Here is a 21,603-nt window from a genome sequence, read left to right as displayed (position 1 = left end):
CGCAAAATGAGGGGATGTAAATTCTCAATCTTTGCTATATCATCCCGCCCGATTTTCATTATCCAACGATTGCAGGAACCGTACACCATGCCAGTGTTACACAACCGCATTTCGAACGAAGAGTTAAAAGCGCGCATGCTGGCCGAAATCGAGCCGCGCACTACAATCTCGTTCTACAAATATTTTACCATCGTTAATCCGCAGCAGACCCGCGACGCGCTGTATAAAGCTTTAACCGAGCTGAATGTTTTCGGACGCATTTATCTGGCGCATGAGGGTATCAACGCCCAAATCAGCGTTCCGGCCAGTCAGGTCGATGCGTTGCGTACCTTTCTGTACGGCTTTGACCCAGCCCTGAACGGCCTGCGGATGAACATTGCCCTGGACGATGACGGTAAGTCATTCTGGGTGTTGCGCCTGAAAGTGCGGGAACGCATTGTGGCTGACGGTATCGACGACCCGACGTTTGACGCCAGCGACGTGGGTGATTACCTGAAAGCGGCAGAAGTGAATGCCATGCTTGACGATCCCGACGCCGTGTTTATCGATATGCGTAACCACTACGAATACGAAGTGGGCCATTTCGAAAACGCGCTGGAAATCCCGGCCGATACCTTCCGCGAGCAGTTGCCGAAAGCGGTCGAAATGATGCAGGAACATAAAGACAAGAAGATTGTGATGTACTGCACCGGCGGGATTCGCTGCGAAAAAGCCAGCGCCTTTATGAAGCATAACGGCTTTAATAAGGTATGGCATATCGAGGGTGGGATCATTGAGTATGCCCGTCGCGCGCGCGATCAGGGGCTGCCGGTGCGCTTTATCGGCAAGAACTTTGTCTTTGATGAGCGGATGGGCGAGCGTATCTCTGAGGACGTGATCTCAAACTGCCACCAGTGCGGCACTGCCTGCGATACGCACACCAACTGCAAAAATGACGGCTGTCATCTGCTGTTTATTCAGTGCCCGGCCTGCGCGGAGAAGTTCCAGGGCTGCTGTAGCGAACTCTGTAGCGAGGAGAGCGTTCTGCCTGAAGAGGAGCAGCGTCGTCGCCGTGCCGGACGCGAGAATGGCAATAAGATCTTTAATAAGTCGCGGGGGCGTCTGAACACCCGTCTGGGTATTCCTGACCCGGAATAAGCGTCCAGCCTTGCCCGGTCATGCCATGCTGACCGGGCGAGGAAATTACTTCTGCTGCACCCCTTCTACAGAGATAATCAGCTCAACATCCTGAGATGCCGGACCCAAATCGGTGGTGATATTAAAATCTTTCAGGTGAATTTTACCCGTCGCTTCAAAGCCCGCACGTTTTCCGCCCCACGGATCGTCACCCTGACCGATCAGTTTTGCATCCAGAGTCACCGGTTTGGTTACGCCGTTAAGCGTCAGGTTGCCGGTGATATCCAGACCATCACCGTCTTTCTTCACTTCAGTTGAGGTGAAGGTCGCCTGCGGGAATTTCGCCACGTTGAGGAACTCTGCGCTGCGCAGGTGCTTATCGCGCTCGGCGTGGTTGGTGTCCAGGCTGTTGGTATTCAGGGTCACATTGACCTTGTCGGCCGCCGGGTTCTTTTCATCGAAGGTAAAGGAACCGTCGAAGTCTTTAAAGGTGCCGTACAGCCAGCTGTAGCCCAGATGCTGAATGCGGAAATTGACAAAGGCGTGCTGACCTTGCTTATCAATTTTGTAATCAGCCGCGACGGCTGAACCGGTGGCGAACAGCAGAGAGGCAACGGTTAATCCCAGCAGACGTTTTTTCATTTTATGCTCCAGTGTCAGGTGACGCTTTGCCCAACATACGTGTCAGGGTGGCATCTTTATCAATAAAGTGGTGTTTCATGGCCGCAAGGCCATGCAGTGCAGAGAGCGATACCACGCCCCACGCCAGCCACAGGTGGACTGAACCGGCCAGATCGGCCTGCGTCCCGGCATCGGCCAGCAGGGCGGGCACATCAAACAGGCCAAAGACGCTGATAGGCTTTCCATCAGCCGTCGAGATCAGATAGCCGCTAATAAGGATCGCGAAAAGCACTGCATACAGGGCGAAATGGGCAACGGTGGCGCCGATGCGCGTCAGGCGCGTCTGGCTTTTTAGCGCCGGAGGCGGCGGAGAGACACGACGCCAGAGAAGGCGAACGACCAACGCCATCATCAGCACAAAGCCAATGCTTTTATGCAGCTCAGGGGCCTGGTGGTACCAGCCGTCGTAATAGCTCAGGGTGACCATCCATAATCCAAGGCCAAACATGGCATAGACCGCGATAGCCATCGCCCAGTGTAAACACATGGATATAACGCCATAGCGTGTAGGGGAGTTACGCACCTGCATCATAAATACCGAAATTAAATAGTGAGGGCTCAAAATGGCGTGCTGAAAACATTATTGCAAATGATATTTAGTGATTTAGTTTTTTAATTTATTTAGAACAGAATTTTTGAATGAAATGAAAGTGAAATTGTCAGAGTGGCTGTTAAAGAAGTGTTTTTTCTGTTTGTAATGGCGGAGTGTGACTGTTTTATGATATTCAAATAATTTGCGTTGAAATTATAGTTATCTTGAGAATCGTCAGCTTTTGTCAATATTTCCTGTCAGAAGAATACAATGTAAGCGATATCGAGGAGCATCAGTACCACCGACAGCAGAATATAGAGCATCAGATGCTCGCGAATATTATTGACCAGATAATGAAAAATACGCTGCATAAGGGTTTCGACTGAGAGGTAAATACCAGGCTTCGGTAACCCGAAGCCTGACAGGATTAGCGACTGAAGCGCGACAGGGAGAAGGGCGTAAGATCAAAAGCTGGAGTTTGATCCTGAGCGAACTGCGCCGCAATCTCGCCCAGCACGCTGGCGAATTTAAAGCCATGACCGCTCAGACCGGTGATCAACAGCGTGTTGTCATGACCCGGGAGGGTATCAATGATGAAATCTTCATCCGGGGTGTTGTCGTAGGTGCATGCAGCACCGTGCAGCAGACCGCCCACGCCGGGCAAGATATTGCGCAGAAACGCAAAAGCTTCTGAGCCATCGCCAGGATACTCGCCAAACGGCTTACGCGCTTCCGGGGAGGCGATAACCTGCCCACCGTTGTGTTTGCCAATCTTGAGGGCGTCTTTTTCCGACGGGAAGCCGTAGAACTGATCGCCGTCAGGTAGCTCGCCGGTAAAGGCCGGGAAACGGTTCTGGTGGCTGTAACGGCCGTCGGCCTGGAACCAGGAAAACACTTTGCGCACGGGCTGCACCGACAGGCCAGGCACCAGTTGCGAAACCCAGGTTCCCGCGCTGACTAACAGACGGTGCGCGCTGTACTCACCTTCTGGCGTGTTGACGGTAACGCCGTCGTCATGATGGGTAATCGCGTTGACCGGGCAGTTAAACAGCTGTGCGCAACCCGCCTCATTTGCCAGGGCAATCCAGGTTTTAATCGCCAGCTCGCTGCGCAGGACGCCAGAGTTAGCTTCAAACAGCCCGATATACCCCTCTGGCACCTGAATTTCCGGCCAGCGGCTCATTACCGCGGCGGCATCGAGCCGTTCCAGATCCAGATTGAACTGCCGGGCGCTGTGCTCGACGTTTGCCAGAAACGTTGAATCGGAGGGCCCCAGGTTGACGACGCCAGTGCGTTCAAACACCGGTTCGCCGCTGATGTCAGCCAGCTCATCCCATAGCGCCTGCGCACGTAACACCAGCGGCACATAACGTTCGCCTTCGCCGTACGCATGGCGCATCAGGCGGGTGTCGCCGTGGTGGCTGCCTTCGGTGTGGGGCGGCATATGGGCGTCAATCATCAGAACGTTCAGCCCGGCCCGGGTGGCGTAATAACCGGCCGCAGCCCCCACGGATCCACTGCCAATAATGATAAGGTCGTATTTCATCAGGATCTCTTAACGCGTTTCGTGGCTTAGAAGAGTAATTAACATGGCGGGGTTATACAAGGGTGAAATAATTGAGGCACCGTAAGGTGCCTGTTGGGTGAAAATGTGGCATCAACTTAATGCCGCTTATACTCATTTTCCTGGTAGTCACTGGATTCTATTTTTGCAATACCGGCTTCTAAAATAGAAATAAACTGACGTGCAACGTCTGTGGTGAGCCACAGCGTCTGCCCAACTTCCGATTCTACATGGTCGGGGTGATTCGGGGTCTGGTAATGCAAACGCAGCATCAGTGCGTCATAGCTGTCCACGGTGCTGATATCCCAGCCAACGAGAGGATGGGTCTGGATGACTTCATTATTCTTTTCCATCATAACCCCCTGAATACGTGTTTAAAGACAACGACTGTGAGGTTCAATCCGTGTTTTTCTGAAGCAATTTCAGTATATCAATTAATAAGGGTTCTGATCGGAAAAATAAACAGGCAGCAACACATTTTTCTAACATTTAGGAATGTTTGAACAATAAAACACCATGACGCGGGTGATTTTTAAGCCTTTTCCAGGATATTTTGCGGGGGAGTGAAGGGCGAAAAAAAGCCGGGGCGACCCGGCAAAAAAACACAATGAGGGAGCAAAACTAATCGGTAATAAACCAGTCGTCAGCGCTTTCCCAGGTTTCCTGTAAAATTTCGCTGATGCGCGCTTTATCGTCTTTTGCGCCGCCAATGACGGACAGGTTGTTGGCCCCGGCGTAGCGGACGGTGACAGCACCGTTGCTCTCGGGAAACGATTCGTTTATACGGCGAGATAGTTCACTCGCCAGTGCATCCAGTGCGCCGGCAGGTAAAGCAGTGGTTCTGGCAACGGTCACTTCAATACGCATATTTGCCCCCTGTGTTTATACTGTGTATTTATACAGTCATATCGGCAAGCTTGCAACAGGGGGCAGCGAATTTTTAGCGTTTAACCGTCCAGTGAACGGTTTCACCCGCGAGGAACGGGATCAGGGTGTCATCGGTCAGGGCGATGGATTCCACCACGCTGCTCTCTTCGCGCACCAGTTCAACGAAGCTCTCGTTAACCGGCAAACCGTAGAAGCGCGGGCCGTTCAGGGAACAGAAGGCTTCGAAGTGCTGCAGGGCATTCATCTCATCAAAGACCTGCGCATAGCTGGCGAGGGCAGTCGGTGCGTTAAAGCACCCTGCGCAGCCGCAGCTGGCCTCTTTGCGGTGACGGGCATGCGGGGCCGAGTCGGTGCCGAGGAAGACGCGATCGCAGCCGCTGGCGACCAGCTCACGCAGCGCCTGCTGGTGGATGTTGCGCTTGAGGATCGGCAGGCAGTAAAGGTGAGGGCGCACGCCGCCCACCAGCATATGGTTGCGGTTGAACATCAGGTGCTGCGGGGTGATGGTGGCAGCCAGGCGCTCATTGCCGTCCCGTACGTAGTCAGCTGCATCTTTGGTGGTGATGTGTTCAAACACCACTTTCAGCCCCGGCAGACGCTGGCGCAGTGGCTCCATCACGCTATCGATAAAACGCGCTTCGCGGTCGAAAATATCGATCTCCGCATGGGTCACTTCGCCATGCACCAGCAGCGGCATCCCCCGTTTCTCCATGCGCTCCAGTACCGGCATAATTGCATCGATACTGGTCACGCCGTGGCTGGAGTTGGTTGTTGCGTTGGCGGGATAGAGTTTAGCGGCGGTGAATACGCCTTCGTTAAAGCCGCGCTCAACCTCATCAGGATCGAGAGTGTCGGTCAGATAGCAGGTCATCAGCGGGGTAAAGTCGTGACCGGCAGGCACTGCATCAAGAATGCGCTGGCGGTAGGCAATCGCCGCCTCAACCGTGGTGATGGGCGGCACCAGATTTGGCATCACAATCGCGCGGCCATAAATTTCGCTGGTATACGGCACAACGGTATTCAGCATATCGCCATCGCGAAGATGGATATGCCAGTCGTCTGGGCGGCGGATTTTCAAAACCTGGGATGGTGCAGTCATGGATGAGCTCCGGCTGAGTGAGATGATTTTTGCCGGACACAAAGAATAGGGGGAAACGTTTTCGTTTGCACTCTTTTCCGTAAAAAAAGGCGCCGAAGCGCCTTTAAGGTTAGTCAGTGAAGGGGATTATTATCTCACCCGGCTTCACTTCGATCCCTTTCGCGTACTTTTTCGCCAGCGCCTCGCCCTTGCTGTTGTCTTCCCGCAGAACGTAAGCAGGCTGCTGGTTGAAGTAATTTTGCAGCGACTGGTTCAGATAGGGCATCAGCGTTTGCAGAACCGGTTTCATCTTGTCCGGCGACACCTCGGCCTCGGCGATCTCCATCTGCTGGAGATAGATAGCACCCTTTTCTTTGTTAAACACCGGCAGCGCTTTTAACTTCAGTTTGATATTGGCTTTCTGGCTGCCGAACAGGGAGTTCATGTCCAGGCTGGCATCGCCGGAAAGTATCACTTTGTTGGGCTCTTCGCGGCCAATCTGACTGGCAAGATTGGTCAGCACGATATGGGCATCGGCAACGCCGGGCACGCCGATATCTTTCGCAAAGTTATTACGCTTTTGCAGCGCCTGATTAATTTCCTGCTCGCTGACGGTGTACTGTGTAAGCTGATTACATCCAACCAGCAGGCCGCTGACAATTAACGCAGCGGCAATAACAATCTTTTTCATAGGTTCCCTCGACAGAATGTCAGCGCCTCAATTATGACGCGACAGTATGTCAGGGGAGACTTTGTCAAACCAGCGGAAAAAGCTGATAAAAGCGGGCGGTCTGAATGTGACCGCCCTGACAGGGTTTACAGCGCCTGGGACGACAGCAGGTTCACCTGGGTCTGTTTGGCCATATTATCGCGGTAATCGGCGACACGTGTCGGCCAGTTAATGCCCGCAACGATTGTCAGATTACGCAGCAGCGGGAACAGGTGGATATCGTCATCGGAGAGCTCGCCATTCACTGCGTTAGGCTGGACGATGAGCTTGTCCAGCGCCCGAAGATCGTCGCTGATGTTCTTCACCAGCCCTGCAGAGTGGGACAGATGCTCGGCGAAGCTGCCGATGGACGCCTCTTTCCTTGCGACAAAGCTGGCGCGTGCCTGCGGGGTGGAGAACTCATCAAAGGCGGCTTTGGCAAATCGGGGGATCAACAGACGGTTGGCATAGCCGTTAACCTTGCGCAGCCATTCGGCAATGGCCGGATTTTGCTTACCGGTCAGCAGCGGCTGGCCATCAAGCGCGTCGACATAGCGCACGATATCCATGCTTTCGGGCAGATAACGGCTGTCATCTTTTTGCAGGATCGGCACCATTTTTTGCCCAATCATCCGCGTCGGCGTGGCGTCGTCGTCACTCAGGAGCGTTATCCTTTCGACGGGAAGATTTTTAAGGCCAAAAATCATACGGGCTTTCACACAGAACGGGCAGTGATCGTAAATATAAAGTTTCACGTTTCTCCTCCAGTGGTTGACCATCAACATTCAGTATGGAGGAGAAAAAAGCCCGTTACAAATCAGGCACCCGGTTCAAGCATACCCGGCGCGCTGCGTTTATGGCTAAATTGCCAGCCCAGGGCAAAGAAGGTGATGACCCCAATCAGCGCCAGCATGACCCACGGCAGTTCCGGCTGATTAAAGGCTTTACCGGCATCGAACAGCCAGCCGCCACCGGCATACCCCAGCGCGCCGCCAATTGCCAGCCCGAGGCGGCTAAAGCCCATATAGCTGCCGCGCGCACGGGCATCGGCCAGCTGCGCGCTCAGCGTTTCACGCGCGGGTTCAGCAATAATCGAGCCGATGTAGAAGGTACAGATCAGCAGAAACAGCTGCTGTAACGAGCTGACCATACCGATCGGCAGCATGCTCAGGGACATCAACAGCAAGCCAGCCATCAGCCGATGTTCAAGGCGAAAACGCTTTTCGCTCCAGCGGGCGATGGGGTACAGCAGGGTCAGCGACAGGCAGGCTTCGATGGCGTACATCCACTTCACCGCCGTCGGGGAACCGGCAATATCATTGACCATGATCGGCAGCATCAGCATCACCTGGACCCCCAGCATGTAATACCCGGCCAGCGTCAGCACATAGGTGATAAAGCGTTTGTCGCGCCACACGCGATCCAGACCCTCGCGGACCGGCGCTTTGACGGTTGAGAGTTTCCAGGCAGGCAGCAGCCAGGCGTTAAACCCCGCGCAGAGAATAAACAGTACCGCCCCGGTGGCACACACCAGGCGGAAGTCATACTGCAGCAGCCAGCTTCCTAATAGCGCGCCAACGACCGCGCCGGCGCTGTCCTGCATCATCAGCAGGGAGAAAAAACGCCCACGCTGCTGAGGACGAATCAGCTTCACCACCAACGCGGTGCGCGGTGGATCGAACAGCGTGCCGCCGAGACCGGAAATAATGCAGGAGACCCACAGCAGCCAGGGTTCGTGCGCTATCGCCATGGTGGCAAAGCCTGCGGCCCGCAACAGCATGCCGGTGACAATCATCGGTTTTGCACCGAAGCGATCGGCAATCGCGCCGCCAAACACCCCCAGCCCCTGCTGAATGAGCTGGCGTAGCCCCAGCGCAATCCCGACCATCAGTGCCGCCCAGCCCATCTGATCGACAAAGCGAATCGAAATGAGCGGAAAAACGACAAAAAAAGCCGAGGACAACCAGCATGTTATCGACTAACAGGAAATATTTACCCAGGTTACGGGCCTGCGAGATACGGGACATTTCCCCTCCAGGGGAATAAAGATGATAAGCGCGCTAATATTCTGCGTTGTTGGCGGGGTTTTTCCCACACAAGCTGTCACAATATTTTTTTATCAAGAGGTGACTTTGATTCAGGTTTTTCATCGAAAAAGGTGAAAAGCCGTAAAAAGGGTATGTCACTGTTTTCCCAGACGGCATTCGCGCAGGTATAGTAAAGCTAACGGGTCGAGGTTGTAACGGGAAGGAGTGGTATCAATGTTTGGCTATCGCAGTAATGTGCCGAAAGTGCGCCTGACGACCGACCGCCTGGTGGTGCGTCTGGTGCATGAGCGTGATGCCTGGCGTCTGGCGGACTACTACGCTGAGAATCGTCAGTTTTTAAAACCCTGGGAACCCGTACGGGATGAGAGTCACTGTTACCCTTCCGGCTGGCAGGCACGGTTAAGCATGATTGCCGAGTTCCACCGACAGGGCTCGGCGTTTTATTTTGCGCTGCTCGATCCTGATGAAAAAGAGATCGTCGGGATCGCCAACTTTTCTAACGTGGTGCGGGGCTCGTTCCACGCCTGTTATCTGGGCTATTCCATCGGGCAAAAATGGCAGGGGCAGGGGCTGATGTACGAGGCGCTGACCTCGGCGATCCGCTACATGCAGCGTACCCAGCATATGCACCGCATTATGGCTAACTATATGCCGCACAATCAGCGCAGCGGCGATTTACTGGGGCGCCTCGGATTTGAAAAAGAGGGCTACGCCAAAGATTACCTGCTGATTGACGGCGAATGGCGCGATCATGTTCTGACGGCGCTGACCACTCAACAATGGAGCGCCGGGCGCTAAGGAACAGAAATGAAATATCAGTTAAGCGCCACCGAAGCGCGCGTGATTGGCTGTCTGCTGGAAAAGCAGGTAACCACCCCGGAGCAATATCCGCTCTCAGTCAATGCCGTGACCCTGGCCTGTAACCAAAAAACCAACCGTGAACCGGTGATGAACCTCGGCGAACACGATGTGCAGGATCAACTCGACGCGCTGGTGAAGCGTCACTATCTGCGCACCGTCAGCGGGTTTGGCAACCGCGTGACCAAGTACGAGCAGCGCTTTTGTAACTCGGAATTTGGTGCGCTGAAGCTGAGTCCGGCAGAGGTTGCCATCATCGCTACCCTGCTGCTGCGCGGGGCGCAAACGCCTGGTGAGCTGCGCACCCGCGCGGCGCGTATGCATGAATTTGCCGATACCCAACAGGTGGAGCAGACGCTTGAGGCGTTAGCCAGCCGGGAAGATGGCCCCTTTGTCCTGCGTCTGGGGCGTGAACCCGGTAAGCGCGAAAGCCGCTTTATGCATCTCTTCAGCGGCGACGTTGAAACGCCGGTCAATGCCGTAGACACCGATACCTCGCTGGCAGACGTTGGCCTGGCGGCGCGCGTTGAGGCGCTGGAGAATGAAGTTGAAGACCTGAAACAGCGGCTCGATTCGCTGCTGGCACATCTGGGAGATTAACGGTGACAAAATTACGAGTAGGCGTTGTCGGTCTGGGCGGCATTGCGCAAAAAGCCTGGCTGCCGGTGCTGAGTACCGCCACCGACTGGACGTTACAGGGGGCCTGGTCGCCCTCACGCGATAAAGCACTGCGAATTTGCGAGTCCGTGCGCATGCCATACCTGGGCTCGCTGCAGGATTTAGCCCGCGAGTGCGATGCGGTGTTTGTCCATACTTCGACCGCCACCCACTATCAGGTGGTCAGCGAGCTGCTGCAGGCGGGCGTCCACGTCTGTGTTGATAAACCGCTTGCGGATAATCTTGCCGATGCCGAGCGCCTGATTGAGCTGGCTGCGCAGAAAAAACTGACCCTGATGGTGGGCTTTAACCGCCGCTTTGCACCGCTCTATCAGCAGCTGAAAACCCAGCTGAACGGTGCGGCATCGCTGCGCATGGATAAGCATCGCGCCGATAGCGTCGGGCCCAACGATCTGCGTTTTACGCTGCTGGATGACTATCTGCACGTGGTGGATACCGCTCTGTGGCTGGCGGGTGACAGCGCCCGCTTAACCGGCGGCACATTGCAGACTAACGACCAGGGGGCGATGATCTACGCCGAGCACCATTTCAGCGCGGACAATCTGCAGGTAACCACCTCCATGCATCGCCGGGCAGGCAGCCAGCGGGAGTGGGTTCAGGCGGTCACGGACGGCGCGCTGCTGGATATCACCGATATGCGCGAGTGGCGGGAAGAGCGGGGCGCAGGCGTGGTGACGCCTGCTATTCCGGGCTGGCAAAGCACGCTCGAGCAACGCGGATTTGCCGGATGTGCGCGCCACTTTATCGAATGCGTGCAAAATCAGACGGTTCCGGAAACCGCGGGCGAACAGGCGATCCGTGCCCAGCGTATCGTGGAGAAGCTGTGGCGCGATGCCATCAGCGAATAACCCGCTGTAACATCTGGCGATAGCAATTCCGCGGTTTCGGGGTAGACTACGCGCTGTTGTTTTGTAGGCCGGGTAAGCATCGCCTCACCCGGCGCAAATACGCCTGCTTTGCAGGCGTTTTCCGTTTGGGTGTGGAAATTCACGTTAATGAACCTATTAAAATCGCTGGCGGCCGTCAGCTCGATGACCATGTTTTCGCGCGTGCTGGGCTTTGCGCGCGACGCCATTGTGGCGCGGGTCTTTGGTGCCGGAATGGCGACGGACGCCTTTTTTGTCGCCTTTAAGCTGCCAAATCTGCTGCGACGTATTTTTGCCGAGGGGGCGTTCTCCCAGGCGTTTGTGCCGATCCTGGCGGAATACAAAAGCAAGCAGGGGGAAGACGCGACCAGGGTATTTGTATCCTATGTGTCGGGGCTGCTGACCCTCGCGCTGGCGATTGTGACGGTGGTCGGGATGCTGGCCGCACCCTGGGTGATCATGGTAACGGCGCCGGGCTTTGCCGATACCGCCGATAAATTCACTCTGACCACGCAGCTGCTGCGCATTACCTTCCCTTATATTCTGCTGATTTCGCTGGCCTCGCTGGCGGGGGCGATCCTCAACACCTGGAACCGCTTCTCGGTGCCGGCCTTTGCGCCCACCTTCCTCAATGTCAGCATGATCGGCTTTGCCCTGTTTGCCGCGCCGCACTTTAACCCGCCGGTTCTGGCGCTCGCGTGGGCGGTGACCGTCGGTGGCGTGCTGCAGCTGGCCTATCAGCTGCCGCACCTGAAGAAGATCGGCATGCTGGTCCTGCCGCGTATTAACCTGCGCGATGCCGGGGCGATTCGGGTGGTGAAGCAGATGGGCCCGGCAATCCTCGGGGTCTCCGTCAGCCAGATTTCGCTTATCATCAACACCATCTTTGCTTCGTTCCTGGTCTCTGGATCGGTGTCGTGGATGTACTACGCCGACCGTCTGATGGAGTTCCCGTCCGGGGTGCTGGGCGTGGCGCTGGGCACCATTCTGCTGCCGTCACTCTCCCGCAGCTTTGCCAGCGGCAACCACGACGAGTATTGCCGCCTGATGGACTGGGGGCTGCGTCTATGCTTCCTGTTGGCACTGCCGAGCGCGGTGGCGCTGGGGATCCTCGCTAAACCGCTGGTCGTGTCACTGTTCCAGTACGGCAAATTTAGCGCCTTCGATGCGCTGATGACCCAGCGCGCGCTGGTGGCGTACTCCGTGGGGCTGATGGGGCTGATCGTGGTCAAGGTGCTGGCTCCGGGCTTTTACTCGCGCCAGGACATCAAAACGCCGGTCAAAATTGCCATCGTGACCCTGATCATGACCCAGCTGATGAACCTGGTGTTTATTGGCCCACTCAAGCATGCCGGTCTGTCGCTCTCCATCGGCCTGGCGGCCTGTCTGAATGCCGGGTTGCTGTACTGGCAGCTGAGAAAGCAAAAGATTTTCACCCCGCAGCCGGGATGGACACGCTTCCTGGTGCGTCTGCTGATTGCGGTGCTGGTGATGGCGGCGGCGCTGCTGGGGATGATGCACGTGATGCCGGACTGGGAGCAGGGCACCATGTTCTATCGTCTGCTGCGCCTGCTGGCGGTAGTGGTCGTCGGTGTGGTGGCGTATTTTGCCACCCTGGCGGTGCTGGGCTTTAAGTTGAAAGAGTTCGCCCGCCGCACGACGGCGTAAGCAAAAAAAGGGCGTACCCGCCGGGTACGCCCTGTTATTCATTCCGGTTTTAAATCGTAAACTTCTTCCCGCCGCTGCGCGAACTGGACGTTTGACCGTCCGCGCCATACAGCCCCGTCTCCTGGTGCGGCTTAAGCACCTCCAGCGCCTGCTGGTTGCGGGTCATCTGACCTTCGAGCAGCCAGCCGTTGTGCTGATTGAGATCGCGTAGATGCTGGGTTTTTTCAGTAATTGTTTGCCAGCGATCGGCGACATCATCATTGGCGCTACGGCGAGCCTCTTGCTCCGCGCGTCGCTGCTGCTCCAGATAGTCGAGGGTGGCCAGCAGCGAGCTTTTATCTTCGGTAATGCGCTGCAACGCACTGCCGTGAACATTCCCGGCAGACAGCTGCTGTTGCTCGGCATCCATCACCGTTTTCAGGTCGTTTAATACAACCGTCATTTGATCCATTATTTCCGTCAGACGACTCATACGGTGATTACTCTAAGAAACTTTGCGCTTCCTGGATCAGCGCGTCGGCGATTTTACTGGTATCCATTTTCAGCTCACCGTTGCGGATCGCCGTTTTGAGCGATTCAACGCGTTCCATGTTGATGTCGTTACTGCCTGGCTGCATCAGCTTCGCCTGGGCATCGCTCAGCGTAACGCTGGCGCTGGTACTGTCGGCGCTGGCCGATTTTTGCAGGCGTGTTTTGGCCGTCGCAGTGTCATGCAGTTCGCGAGGTTGTACAGTGCTAACCGGCTTCAGGGGCGATGTACGATCAATGCTCATTATGTTGTCCTCATCGAGGGTTGGCGGCGTTAGCGCCTGACATTTTCATTTGTTAATGATTTATCGGCAGCCGCTGCATAATCTTTAAAAAGATTATAGGTTAATCAGAATATTCCCATCAGAATCGACCGTTCCGCTCACCACCTGGCCGGAAGTCATTCTGACGCGTGCGTTCTGGGCGACGGCTGCGTTGTTCAGCGCCTGTCCTTCACCGTTAACGCTAAAGCCATCGCCACTGGCGATCACCATCACCCGCTGCCCGGCTTTGATCCGCCAGGACTGGCGCAGCATCGACAACTGCAGCGGCTGGCCCGGCGCGACGTCGCGCAGGCTGACGGCATTCTGCGCCTGGCTAATGTCCAACATGGTACGTGGGGGCAGCTGATCCAGCCTGCCGCGCTTGCGCGTGACGCTTCCCGGCTGGACAACGCCACCGCGGGGAATGGCCTGGGCCGCGACAACATAATCGCCCGTCGCCTGAACTGCAACCTGTATAAAACGTTTCTCAGTGCCGCAGAGCGCGGTGACGCTCACGTTGCCCCACAGTTTGCTGGTGCCTGGGATGCTAAAGGCCGGCATTTCGCAGGAGGGGAGCATCGTCGGCGGCGTGCGGACCTGGACCGTCACTTCATCGCTAAATCCGGCCAGACGCTGGGCAAAAAACGCCGTCAGCTGGGCGTCCAGATCCTGCGCCAGCGAGACGGAGCTCCAGAGAAGTAAGGTTGCGGTCATGCCACGTTTTAACGCCATATCGCCAGTACCCGTCGGTTCGAGAATGAGCAGAATTCTACCTGTAGCGGTTTCGCATCAACGCAATAAATAGCGACGCATTTTGCGCTTATTCCGTCGATGACGAGCATGGGTTGAGATTTAAGCTATCCACTGAAATTTTGCCATCAGCGGAGGAGATATGCTCGATAGACTCGATGCCGCGCTACGTTTTCAGCAGGAAGCGCTCAACTTACGCGCCCAGCGTCAGGAGATTCTGGCCGCCAATATCGCGAACGCCGATACCCCAGGGTTTCAGGCGCGCGATATCGATTTTTCCAGTGAATTGAAGAAAGTCATGGAGCGTGGGCGGGCCGAGAATAGCGGTGTCGCCCTTACGCTGACGTCCGCACGCCACATTCCCGCCGCGACCGTGACGACCCCGAACACCGATTTACTTTATCGCATCCCCGATCAGCCATCCCTCGACGGCAACACCGTTGATATGGACCGGGAGCGTACGCAGTTTGCCGATAACAGCCTGAAGTACCAGATGGGGCTGACCGTTCTCGGTGGACAGATCAAAGGCATGATGAACGTCCTGCAGGGGGGTAACTAAGTTTGGCCTTACTGAATATTTTTGATATCGCCGGTTCCGCGCTCACCGCGCAGTCCCAACGCCTGAACGTGGCCGCCAGTAACATGGCCAACGCCGACAGCGTGACCGGCCCGGATGGCCAACCTTATCGCGCTAAGCAGGTCGTTTTCCAGGTTGATGCCGCACCCGGTGCCGCCACCGGCGGGGTGAAAGTGGCGAATGTGATAGAGAGCCAGGCGCCGGACAAACTGGTGTACGAGCCCGGCAACCCGCTGGCGGATGCCAGTGGCTACGTCAAAATGCCCAACGTTGATGTGGTGGGCGAAATGGTGAACACCATGTCGGCTTCCCGTAGCTACCAGGCCAACGTTGAAGTGCTGAACACGGTGAAGAGCATGATGCTCAAAACGCTCACTCTGGGCCAGTAAAGGAGAGACCAATGTCCATCGCCGTCAATGTGAATGACCGGACGAATACCGCCGTCAGCGGAACCAGCGGCACCACGGGCAGCACCTCGCTGACCGGGAACAGCGCCTCTGACCTGCAGGGTAGCTTCCTGACGCTGCTCGTCGCGCAGCTGAAAAACCAGGATCCGACCAACCCGATGCAGAACAACGAACTGACGACGCAGCTTGCGCAGATCAGCACCGTGAGCGGCATCGAAAAACTGAACACCACGCTGGGCTCCATTTCCGGTCAGATTGATAACAGCCAGTCGATGCAGGCCAGCACGCTGATCGGTCATGGGGTGATGATCCCGGGGACCACGGTTCTGGCGGGTACCAGCGGCGCAGAAGGCTCCGCCACGACCACCACTACGCCGTTTGGCGTTGAGCTGCAGCAGAGCGCGGACAAAGTCACTGCCACCATCACCGACAAGAACGGCGCGGTGGTGCGCACGATTGATATCGGCGAGCTGAAAGCGGGCGTCCATACCTTTACCTGGGACGGGACGATGACCGATGGCGCCAGCGCGCCAAATGGCTCTTATAACGTCGCGATTTCCGCCAGCAGCGGCAGTACTCAGCTGGTGGCACAGCCGCTGCAGTTTGCGCTGGTGCAGGGCGTCATTCGCAATGGCAATGGTAACACGCTGGATCTGGGTACTTACGGAACCACTACGCTCGACGAAGTTCGGCAGATTATTTAAGCCCTAATACTTATCAGGAGTAAGTCATGGCCTTTTCTCAAGCGGTCAGCGGCCTGAATGCTGCGGCCACTAACCTCGATGTCATCGGTAACAACATTGCCAACTCCGCGACCTATGGTTTTAAGTCCGGTAGCGCCTCTTTCGCTGACATGTTCGCCGGCTCCAAAGTGGGCCTCGGCGTAAAAGTCGCCGGGATCACTCAGGATTTCAGCGACGGGACCACCACTAACACCGGTCGTGGCCTCGATGTCGCCATCAGCCAGAACGGTTTCTTCCGCATGCTCGACAGCAACGGTTCGGTTTACTACAGCCGTAACGGTCAGTTCAGCCTCGACGAAAACCGTAACCTGGTGAACATGCAGGGTCTGCAGCTGACCGGCTTCCCTGCAGCAGGCAGCCCGCCGACGGTGCAGACCGGCGCGAACCCACAGCCGATCTCCATTCCTGTCGACCTGATGCCCGCGAAAGCGACCACCACCAGCAGCCAGCAGATCAACCTGAACTCCACCGACACCGTGCCAACGATTGCGTTTGATGCCACCTCGGTGACTCCGAACCCGGACAGCTACAACAAAAAAGGCACCATCACCGTTTTCGACACCCAGGGTAACGCCCACAACATGTATGTCTACTACGTGAAAACGGCAGACAACAAGTGGGATCTGTATACCCAGGATGGCAGCGTGGCCAATGCGAAAATCACTAAATCTGCCCAGATGAACTTCGACAGTAACGGGAATCTGGAAGGGGTTTACAACTACAGTGCGGGTGGTGTGCTGAGCACAACGAAGAACGCTAACCCGGCGATCAACGTCACCACCGATCCGTTAAGCGGCGCGGTGCCGGTCACGTTCTCCCTGAGCTTCCTGAACTCAATGCAGCAGAACACCGGTGCGAACAACATCGTGGCCACCAACCAGAACGGCTACAAGCCGGGCGACCTGGTGAGCTATCAGATTAACGACGACGGCACGGTGGTGGGTAACTACTCCAACGAACAGAATCAGGTCCTGGGGCAGGTTGTATTGGCGAACTTCGCCAACAACGAAGGCCTGCAGTCTGAAGGCAACAACGTCTGGTCGGCGACCCAGTCCTCTGGCGTGGCCCTGCTGGGCACCGCGGGCAGCGGTAACTTCGGTACCCTGACCAACGGCGCGCTGGAAGCCTCCAACGTGGATCTCAGTAAAGAGCTGGTCAATATGATCGTCGCGCAGCGTAACTATCAGTCGAACGCGCAGACCATCAAAACCCAGGATCAGATCCTCAACACGCTGGTTAACCTCCGCTAACTGGCTGACGGGATAGCTTAATGGATCACGCAATATATACCGCGATGGGCGCCGCCAGTCAGACGCTCAATCAGCAGGCAGTGACCGCCAGTAACCTGGCGAACGCCTCCACGCCGGGTTTCCGTGCGCAGCTCAACGCGCTGCGCGCCGTGCCGGTGGAAGGGCTCTCCCTGCCAACGCGTACGCTGGTGGTGGCGTCAACGCCGGGTGCCGACATGACGCCTGGGCAGATGGACTACACCTCACGTCCGCTCGACGTGGCCTTACAGCAGGATGGCTGGCTGGCGGTGCAAACCGCTGACGGCGGCGAAGGCTATACCCGTAACGGGAATATCCAGGTCGATGCTGTTGGGCAGTTGACCATTCAGGGCCACCCGGTTATCGGTGAAGCTGGCCCGATCACCGTGCCGGAAGGTTCTGAGATCACTATTGCTGCCGACGGCACCATCTCGGCGTTAAACCCGGGCGATCCGCCAAATACCGTGGCGCCTGTTGGCCGTCTGAAGCTGGTGAAAGCCGAGGGCAACGAAGTGCAGCGCGGTGACGACGGGATGTTCCGTCTGAGCCAGGCCGCACAGGCGACCCGGGGCGCAACCCTGCAGGCCGACCCGAGCATCCGCGTGATGTCCGGGGTGTTGGAAGGCAGTAACGTCAAGCCGGTTGCCGCGATGGCCGACATGATCGCCAGCGCGCGCCGCTTTGAAATGCAGATGAAGGTGATCTCCAGCGTGGATGAAAACGCCGGGCGCGCCAACCAACTGCTGTCAATGAGTTAACAGGACTTCTTATGATCAGTTCTTTATGGATCGCGAAAACTGGCCTCGACGCGCAGCAAACCAATATGGACGTGATCGCCAACAACCTGGCGAACGTCAGCACCAACGGTTTCAAGCGTCAGCGTGCAGTTTTTGAAGATTTGCTTTATCAAACCATCCGCCAGCCGGGTGCGCAGTCGTCTGAACAGACCACGCTGCCGTCGGGCCTGCAGATTGGTACCGGGGTTCGCCCGGTGGCGACCGAGCGTCTGCACAGCCAGGGCAACCTGTCCCAGACCAACAACAGCAAAGACGTGGCGATTAAAGGCCAGGGTTTCTTCCAGGTGCAGCTGCCGGACGGAACCTCAGCCTATACCCGCGACGGGTCGTTCCAGGTGGATCAGAACGGTCAGCTGGTGACGGCGGGCGGTTTCCAGGTTCAGCCTGCGATCACCGTTCCAGCTAACGCCCTGAGCATCACCATCGGGCGTGACGGGATCGTGAGCGTGACCCAGCAGGGTCAGGCCGCGCCGGTGCAGGTGGGGCAGTTGAACCTGACCACCTTTATGAACGACACCGGTCTGGAAAGCATCGGTGAGAACCTGTACATCGAAACCCAGTCCTCTGGCGCGCCAAACGAGAGCACGCCGGGGCTGAACGGGGCAGGCCTGCTGTATCAGGGGTATGTGGAAACCTCAAACGTTAACGTCGCGGAAGAGCTGGTGAACATGATCCAGGTGCAACGCGCGTACGAAATTAACAGTAAAGCAGTGTCGACGACCGACCAGATGCTGCAGAAACTGACGCAACTCTAAGGTGTAGCCCGGTGCGGTTAACGTCGCACCGGCTCCCTGTTTTCGAAGATGAAGGCAATGCAAAAAAACGCGGCGATTCGTTATCCGGTAGTGACTCTCCTGGCGGTGACCCTCAGCGGGTGCGCCTGGGTTCCGTCTAAACCTCTGGTCCAGGGTGCGACTTCCGCCCAACCCATTCCCGGCCCGACGCCGATTGTGAATGGCTCTATTTTCCAGACTGCGCAGCCGATTAACTACGGTTATCAGCCGCTGTTTGAAGACCGTCGTCCGCGCAATATCGGCGACACGCTGACTATCCAGCTGCAGGAAAACGTCAGCGCCAGCAAGAGCTCGTCGGCGAATGCCAGCCGCGACGGGAAAACCAATTTCGGTTTCGACACCGTACCGCGCTATCTGCAGGGCCTGTTCGGCAATGCCCGCGCCGATGTCGATGCCTCTGGCGGCAACTCCTTTAACGGTAAAGGCGGCGCCAATGCCAGCAACACCTTTAGCGGCACGTTGACGGTAACCGTCGACCAGGTGCTGGCGAACGGCAATTTACACGTCGTGGGTGAAAAACAGATCGCCATCAACCAGGGTACGGAGTTTATTCGTTTCTCCGGCGTGGTTAACCCGCGCACCATCAGCGGCTCCAACACCGTACCGTCCACCCAGGTGGCCGATGCGCGCATTGAGTACGTCGGCAACGGCTACATCAATGAAGCGCAGAATATGGGCTGGATGCAGCGTTTCTTCCTTAACTTATCGCCGATGTAAGCGAGGTGACACATGTTTAAATTCCTCTTCGCAACGGCCCTGGCCCTGGTGGCAACCTTCGCCCAGGCCGATCGTATTCGCGATTTGACCAGCGTACAGGGCGTACGTGAAAACTCCCTGATCGGCTACGGCCTGGTGGTCGGGCTTGACGGGACCGGTGACCAGACCACCCAGACGCCGTTTACCACCCAGAGCCTGAACAACATGCTCTCCCAGCTCGGCATTACCGTGCCGGCGGGCACCAACATGCAGCTGAAAAACGTGGCGGCGGTAATGGTCACAGCATCTTACCCGGCGTTTTCGCGCCAGGGGCAGACCATCGACGTGGTGGTCTCCTCGATGGGTAACGCCAAAAGCCTGCGCGGCGGTACCCTGCTGATGACCCCGCTGAAAGGGGTGGACAGCCAGGTTTATGCTCTGGCCCAGGGTAACATCCTGGTCGGCGGTGCGGGTGCTTCTGCGGGCGGCAGCAGCGTGCAGGTTAACCAGCTTAACGGCGGACGTATCACCGGCGGGGCGATCATCGAGCGCGAGCTACCCACGCAGTTCGGTGCCGGGAACACCATTAACCTGCAGCTGAATGACGACGACTTCACCCTCGCACAGCAGATTGCCGACACTATCAACCGTGGCCGCGGCTTCGGCAGTGCGACCGCGCTGGATGCGCGCACGGTGCAGGTTCGTACCTCCAGCGGCGGCAGCAATCAGGTGCGTCTGCTGGCGGATATCCAGAATATGGAAGTCAACGTCACCCCGCAGGACGCCAGAGTGATCATCAACTCGCGTACCGGCTCGGTGGTGATGAACCGCGAAGTCACCCTCGACAGCTGTGCCGTGGCGCAGGGCAACCTCTCCGTGACGGTTAACCGCTCAGCCAACGTCAGCCAGCCGGATACGCCATTTGGCGGCGGCGAGACTGTGGTCACACCACAAACCCAGATTGATATGCGTCAGAGCGGCGGCTCGCTGCAGAGCGTGCGCTCCAGCGCCAACCTGAACAACGTCGTGCGCGCGCTGAATGCGCTGGGTGCCACGCCGATCGATCTGATGTCCATTCTGCAGTCGATGCAGAGTGCCGGCTGTCTGCGTGCCAAAGTGGAAATCATCTGATGCTGACCGATAGCAAACTGCTGACCAGCGCGGCCTGGGATACTCAGTCGCTCAACGACCTGAAGGCCAAAGCAGGCAAAGACCCGGCGGGAAATATCCGCCCGGTTGCCCGCCAGGTGGAGGGGATGTTTGTGCAGATGATGCTGAAAAGCATGCGTGAGGCGCTGCCGAAAGATGGCATGTTCAGCAGCGACTCGACGCGTCTGTATACCAGCATGTACGACCAGCAGATTGCGCAGCAGATGACCTCCGGTAAAGGTTTAGGGCTCGCCGACGTGATTGTGAAGCAGATGGCGGCCGCCCAGGGCGTGCCGCCGGAAGAGCAGCCGCAGCAGGTGCCGATGAAGTTCGATCTGGAAACGGTGACCCGCTATCAAAATCAGGCCCTGACGCAGATGGTGCGTCAGGCGCTGCCGAAAAAGCCGGAAAGCAACGATGAACCGCTGACCGGCGACAGCAAAGACTTCCTGGCCCAGCTCTCGCTACCCGCGCGACTTGCCAGCGAGCAGAGCGGCGTTCCGCATCACCTGATCCTCGCCCAGGCGGCGCTGGAGTCCGGTTGGGGACAGCGGCAGATCCGCCGTGAGAATGGCGAGCCGAGCTTCAACATTTTTGGCGTGAAGGCCTCGGGAAGCTGGAAAGGGCCGACCACGGAAATCACTACCACTGAATTTGAAAATGGCGAAGCGAAAAAGATCAAAGCGAAGTTCCGCGTGTACAGTTCGTATCTGGAAGCCCTTTCCGATTACGTCAACCTGCTGAGCCGCAATCCGCGCTACGCCGCCGTGACGCAGGCCGCCACCGCAGAGCAGGGCGCCCAGGCGCTGCAGAGCGCCGGCTACGCCACCGACCCGCAGTATGCCCGTAAACTGACCAGCATGATCCAGCAGCTTAAATCGATGGGCGAGAAAGTCAGCAAAGCCTACAGCAACGATCTCGAAAATCTGTTCTGAAAAGTGCTCA

At 57.0% G+C, this 21,603-nt stretch carries 26 protein-coding genes and 1 pseudogene; 14 read left to right on the top strand and 13 right to left on the bottom strand.

Annotated features, from left to right (window positions below):
• Nucleotides 1–87 precede the first annotated feature (87 nt).
• A complete protein-coding gene (gene trhO / locus M8014_RS06910) occupies nt 88–1,137 on the top strand; it encodes an oxygen-dependent tRNA uridine(34) hydroxylase TrhO (protein WP_271281787.1) in 1,050 nt (349 codons plus the stop codon).
• A 45-nt stretch (nt 1,138–1,182) separates the two neighbouring features.
• Here trhO and M8014_RS06905 read toward each other — a convergent pair whose 3' ends face one another.
• From M8014_RS06905 to mdtH, 10 genes and pseudogenes are all read right to left on the bottom strand, one after another.
• The gene (locus M8014_RS06905; RefSeq protein WP_271281786.1) at nt 1,183–1,758 is read right to left on the bottom strand and encodes a YceI family protein; all 576 of its coding nucleotides are present in this window, start codon (nt 1,756–1,758) and stop codon (nt 1,183–1,185) included.
• A gap of 1 nt (nt 1,759) precedes the next feature.
• On the bottom strand, nt 1,760–2,326 hold the full coding sequence (locus tag M8014_RS06900) for a cytochrome b (RefSeq protein WP_271281886.1): 567 nt from the start codon (nt 2,324–2,326) through the stop codon (nt 1,760–1,762).
• Nucleotides 2,327–2,586: 260 nt separating this feature from the next.
• Nucleotides 2,587–2,700 (bottom strand): DUF2770 family protein, encoded by a 114-nt coding sequence (locus M8014_RS06895; RefSeq protein WP_271281785.1) that lies wholly within the window; start codon nt 2,698–2,700, stop codon nt 2,587–2,589.
• Nucleotides 2,701–2,756: 56 nt separating this feature from the next.
• Nucleotides 2,757–3,875, bottom strand: coding sequence for an N-methyl-L-tryptophan oxidase (solA, locus tag M8014_RS06890; protein ID WP_271281784.1), 1,119 nt, complete (start codon nt 3,873–3,875; stop codon nt 2,757–2,759).
• A gap of 116 nt (nt 3,876–3,991) precedes the next feature.
• Nucleotides 3,992–4,246 carry a biofilm formation regulator BssS gene (bssS, locus tag M8014_RS06885; RefSeq protein WP_271281783.1) on the bottom strand — a complete coding sequence of 85 codons (255 nt, stop codon included), beginning with the start codon at nt 4,244–4,246 and terminating at the stop codon, nt 3,992–3,994.
• 268 nt (nt 4,247–4,514) lie between these two features.
• Nucleotides 4,515–4,760 (bottom strand): DNA damage-inducible protein I, encoded by a 246-nt coding sequence (gene dinI, locus M8014_RS06880; RefSeq protein WP_271281782.1) that lies wholly within the window; start codon nt 4,758–4,760, stop codon nt 4,515–4,517.
• 73 nt (nt 4,761–4,833) lie between these two features.
• Nucleotides 4,834–5,880 (bottom strand): dihydroorotase, encoded by a 1,047-nt coding sequence (gene pyrC, locus M8014_RS06875; protein ID WP_271281781.1) that lies wholly within the window; start codon nt 5,878–5,880, stop codon nt 4,834–4,836.
• A gap of 109 nt (nt 5,881–5,989) precedes the next feature.
• Entirely contained in the window at nt 5,990–6,550 is a 561-nt protein-coding gene (locus tag M8014_RS06870) for a lipoprotein (protein WP_271281780.1), read from the bottom strand.
• A gap of 125 nt (nt 6,551–6,675) precedes the next feature.
• The gene (gene grxB, locus M8014_RS06865; RefSeq protein WP_271281779.1) at nt 6,676–7,323 is read right to left on the bottom strand and encodes a glutaredoxin 2; all 648 of its coding nucleotides are present in this window, start codon (nt 7,321–7,323) and stop codon (nt 6,676–6,678) included.
• A gap of 62 nt (nt 7,324–7,385) precedes the next feature.
• Nucleotides 7,386–8,595 (bottom strand): annotated as a pseudogene (gene mdtH / locus M8014_RS06860) (multidrug efflux MFS transporter MdtH).
• Nucleotides 8,596–8,829: 234 nt separating this feature from the next.
• On the opposite strand from mdtH, the gene rimJ reads away from it, so the two are divergent.
• The 4 genes from rimJ to murJ all read left to right on the top strand — a co-directional run bounded on the left by rimJ (nt 8,830) and on the right by murJ (nt 12,686).
• Nucleotides 8,830–9,414, top strand: a complete 585-nt coding sequence (gene rimJ / locus M8014_RS06855; protein WP_271281778.1) for a ribosomal protein S5-alanine N-acetyltransferase — start codon at nt 8,830–8,832, stop codon at nt 9,412–9,414.
• Between the two features lie 9 nt (nt 9,415–9,423).
• Nucleotides 9,424–10,074: a YceH family protein gene (locus M8014_RS06850; protein ID WP_271281777.1), complete on the top strand. Its 651-nt coding sequence runs from the start codon at nt 9,424–9,426 to the stop codon at nt 10,072–10,074.
• 2 nt (nt 10,075–10,076) lie between these two features.
• Complete coding sequence (locus tag M8014_RS06845; RefSeq protein ID WP_271281776.1) at nt 10,077–11,000, top strand: Gfo/Idh/MocA family protein; 924 nt, start codon at nt 10,077–10,079, stop codon at nt 10,998–11,000.
• 147 nt (nt 11,001–11,147) lie between these two features.
• Nucleotides 11,148–12,686 (top strand): murein biosynthesis integral membrane protein MurJ, encoded by a 1,539-nt coding sequence (murJ, locus tag M8014_RS06840; protein WP_271281775.1) that lies wholly within the window; start codon nt 11,148–11,150, stop codon nt 12,684–12,686.
• 49 nt (nt 12,687–12,735) lie between these two features.
• Here the strand turns inward: murJ and flgN are convergent, their stop codons facing one another.
• The 3 genes from flgN to flgA form a co-directional block, all read right to left on the bottom strand.
• The gene (gene flgN, locus M8014_RS06835) at nt 12,736–13,158 is read right to left on the bottom strand and encodes a flagella biosynthesis chaperone FlgN (protein ID WP_271281774.1); all 423 of its coding nucleotides are present in this window, start codon (nt 13,156–13,158) and stop codon (nt 12,736–12,738) included.
• 7 nt (nt 13,159–13,165) lie between these two features.
• The gene (gene flgM, locus M8014_RS06830; RefSeq protein ID WP_271269566.1) at nt 13,166–13,459 is read right to left on the bottom strand and encodes a flagellar biosynthesis anti-sigma factor FlgM; all 294 of its coding nucleotides are present in this window, start codon (nt 13,457–13,459) and stop codon (nt 13,166–13,168) included.
• A gap of 93 nt (nt 13,460–13,552) precedes the next feature.
• A complete protein-coding gene (flgA, locus tag M8014_RS06825) occupies nt 13,553–14,209 on the bottom strand; it encodes a flagellar basal body P-ring formation chaperone FlgA (protein ID WP_271281773.1) in 657 nt (218 codons plus the stop codon).
• A 160-nt stretch (nt 14,210–14,369) separates the two neighbouring features.
• Here flgA and flgB point away from each other — a divergent pair, with 160 nt between their 5' ends.
• From flgB to flgJ, 9 genes are read left to right on the top strand one after another with little or no spacing between them, the layout of a single operon-like run.
• Nucleotides 14,370–14,786, top strand: a complete 417-nt coding sequence (gene flgB, locus M8014_RS06820) for a flagellar basal body rod protein FlgB (RefSeq protein WP_271281772.1) — start codon at nt 14,370–14,372, stop codon at nt 14,784–14,786.
• A gap of 2 nt (nt 14,787–14,788) precedes the next feature.
• Complete coding sequence (flgC, locus tag M8014_RS06815; RefSeq protein ID WP_032617532.1) at nt 14,789–15,193, top strand: flagellar basal body rod protein FlgC; 405 nt, start codon at nt 14,789–14,791, stop codon at nt 15,191–15,193.
• 11 nt (nt 15,194–15,204) lie between these two features.
• Nucleotides 15,205–15,915 (top strand): flagellar hook assembly protein FlgD, encoded by a 711-nt coding sequence (gene flgD / locus M8014_RS06810; protein ID WP_271281771.1) that lies wholly within the window; start codon nt 15,205–15,207, stop codon nt 15,913–15,915.
• 26 nt (nt 15,916–15,941) lie between these two features.
• Nucleotides 15,942–17,204: a flagellar hook protein FlgE gene (gene flgE, locus M8014_RS06805; RefSeq protein WP_271281770.1), complete on the top strand. Its 1,263-nt coding sequence runs from the start codon at nt 15,942–15,944 to the stop codon at nt 17,202–17,204.
• Between the two features lie 20 nt (nt 17,205–17,224).
• Nucleotides 17,225–17,980, top strand: coding sequence for a flagellar basal body rod protein FlgF (locus M8014_RS06800; protein ID WP_271281769.1), 756 nt, complete (start codon nt 17,225–17,227; stop codon nt 17,978–17,980).
• Between the two features lie 11 nt (nt 17,981–17,991).
• Nucleotides 17,992–18,774, top strand: a complete 783-nt coding sequence (gene flgG / locus M8014_RS06795; RefSeq protein WP_271281768.1) for a flagellar basal-body rod protein FlgG — start codon at nt 17,992–17,994, stop codon at nt 18,772–18,774.
• A 57-nt stretch (nt 18,775–18,831) separates the two neighbouring features.
• The gene (gene flgH / locus M8014_RS06790; RefSeq protein ID WP_271281767.1) at nt 18,832–19,530 is read left to right on the top strand and encodes a flagellar basal body L-ring protein FlgH; all 699 of its coding nucleotides are present in this window, start codon (nt 18,832–18,834) and stop codon (nt 19,528–19,530) included.
• A gap of 12 nt (nt 19,531–19,542) precedes the next feature.
• Nucleotides 19,543–20,640, top strand: coding sequence for a flagellar basal body P-ring protein FlgI (locus M8014_RS06785; protein WP_271281766.1), 1,098 nt, complete (start codon nt 19,543–19,545; stop codon nt 20,638–20,640).
• Complete coding sequence (gene flgJ / locus M8014_RS06780; RefSeq protein ID WP_271281765.1) at nt 20,640–21,593, top strand: flagellar assembly peptidoglycan hydrolase FlgJ; 954 nt, start codon at nt 20,640–20,642, stop codon at nt 21,591–21,593. The genes M8014_RS06785 and flgJ overlap by 1 nt, the downstream gene beginning before the upstream one ends.
• The last annotated feature ends 10 nt before the right edge of the window (nt 21,594–21,603 follow it).

The organism is Silvania hatchlandensis, from assembly GCF_025564065.1.
GTDB lineage: Bacteria > Pseudomonadota > Gammaproteobacteria > Enterobacterales > Enterobacteriaceae > Enterobacter > Enterobacter hatchlandensis.
The sequence above is the reverse complement of the archived record's forward strand: the minus strand, read 5'-3'. Positions and strand labels throughout refer to the sequence as shown.

What these genes read in the sequence shown, in the direction of transcription:
- bssS (WP_271281783.1), bottom strand. Translation starts at nt 4,246, where the DNA reads ATGGAAAAGAATAATGAAGTCATCCAGACCCATCCTCTCGTTGGCTGG.
- pyrC (WP_271281781.1), bottom strand. Translation starts at nt 5,880, where the DNA reads ATGACTGCACCATCCCAGGTTTTGAAAATCCGCCGCCCAGACGACTGG.
- trhO (WP_271281787.1), top strand. Translation starts at nt 88, where the DNA reads ATGCCAGTGTTACACAACCGCATTTCGAACGAAGAGTTAAAAGCGCGC.
- flgJ (WP_271281765.1), top strand. Translation starts at nt 20,640, where the DNA reads ATGCTGACCGATAGCAAACTGCTGACCAGCGCGGCCTGGGATACTCAG.
- M8014_RS06850 (WP_271281777.1), top strand. Translation starts at nt 9,424, where the DNA reads ATGAAATATCAGTTAAGCGCCACCGAAGCGCGCGTGATTGGCTGTCTG.
- flgH (WP_271281767.1), top strand. Translation starts at nt 18,832, where the DNA reads ATGCAAAAAAACGCGGCGATTCGTTATCCGGTAGTGACTCTCCTGGCG.
- flgG (WP_271281768.1), top strand. Translation starts at nt 17,992, where the DNA reads ATGATCAGTTCTTTATGGATCGCGAAAACTGGCCTCGACGCGCAGCAA.
- M8014_RS06870 (WP_271281780.1), bottom strand. Translation starts at nt 6,550, where the DNA reads ATGAAAAAGATTGTTATTGCCGCTGCGTTAATTGTCAGCGGCCTGCTG.
- M8014_RS06905 (WP_271281786.1), bottom strand. Translation starts at nt 1,758, where the DNA reads ATGAAAAAACGTCTGCTGGGATTAACCGTTGCCTCTCTGCTGTTCGCC.
- M8014_RS06900 (WP_271281886.1), bottom strand. Translation starts at nt 2,326, where the DNA reads ATGCAGGTGCGTAACTCCCCTACACGCTATGGCGTTATATCCATGTGT.
- flgD (WP_271281771.1), top strand. Translation starts at nt 15,205, where the DNA reads ATGTCCATCGCCGTCAATGTGAATGACCGGACGAATACCGCCGTCAGC.
- M8014_RS06800 (WP_271281769.1), top strand. Translation starts at nt 17,225, where the DNA reads ATGGATCACGCAATATATACCGCGATGGGCGCCGCCAGTCAGACGCTC.
- dinI (WP_271281782.1), bottom strand. Translation starts at nt 4,760, where the DNA reads ATGCGTATTGAAGTGACCGTTGCCAGAACCACTGCTTTACCTGCCGGC.
- flgA (WP_271281773.1), bottom strand. Translation starts at nt 14,209, where the DNA reads ATGGCGTTAAAACGTGGCATGACCGCAACCTTACTTCTCTGGAGCTCC.
- flgN (WP_271281774.1), bottom strand. Translation starts at nt 13,158, where the DNA reads ATGAGTCGTCTGACGGAAATAATGGATCAAATGACGGTTGTATTAAAC.
- flgE (WP_271281770.1), top strand. Translation starts at nt 15,942, where the DNA reads ATGGCCTTTTCTCAAGCGGTCAGCGGCCTGAATGCTGCGGCCACTAAC.
- flgM (WP_271269566.1), bottom strand. Translation starts at nt 13,459, where the DNA reads ATGAGCATTGATCGTACATCGCCCCTGAAGCCGGTTAGCACTGTACAA.
- flgB (WP_271281772.1), top strand. Translation starts at nt 14,370, where the DNA reads ATGCTCGATAGACTCGATGCCGCGCTACGTTTTCAGCAGGAAGCGCTC.
- murJ (WP_271281775.1), top strand. Translation starts at nt 11,148, where the DNA reads ATGAACCTATTAAAATCGCTGGCGGCCGTCAGCTCGATGACCATGTTT.
- rimJ (WP_271281778.1), top strand. Translation starts at nt 8,830, where the DNA reads ATGTTTGGCTATCGCAGTAATGTGCCGAAAGTGCGCCTGACGACCGAC.
- solA (WP_271281784.1), bottom strand. Translation starts at nt 3,875, where the DNA reads ATGAAATACGACCTTATCATTATTGGCAGTGGATCCGTGGGGGCTGCG.
- M8014_RS06785 (WP_271281766.1), top strand. Translation starts at nt 19,543, where the DNA reads ATGTTTAAATTCCTCTTCGCAACGGCCCTGGCCCTGGTGGCAACCTTC.
- M8014_RS06895 (WP_271281785.1), bottom strand. Translation starts at nt 2,700, where the DNA reads ATGCAGCGTATTTTTCATTATCTGGTCAATAATATTCGCGAGCATCTG.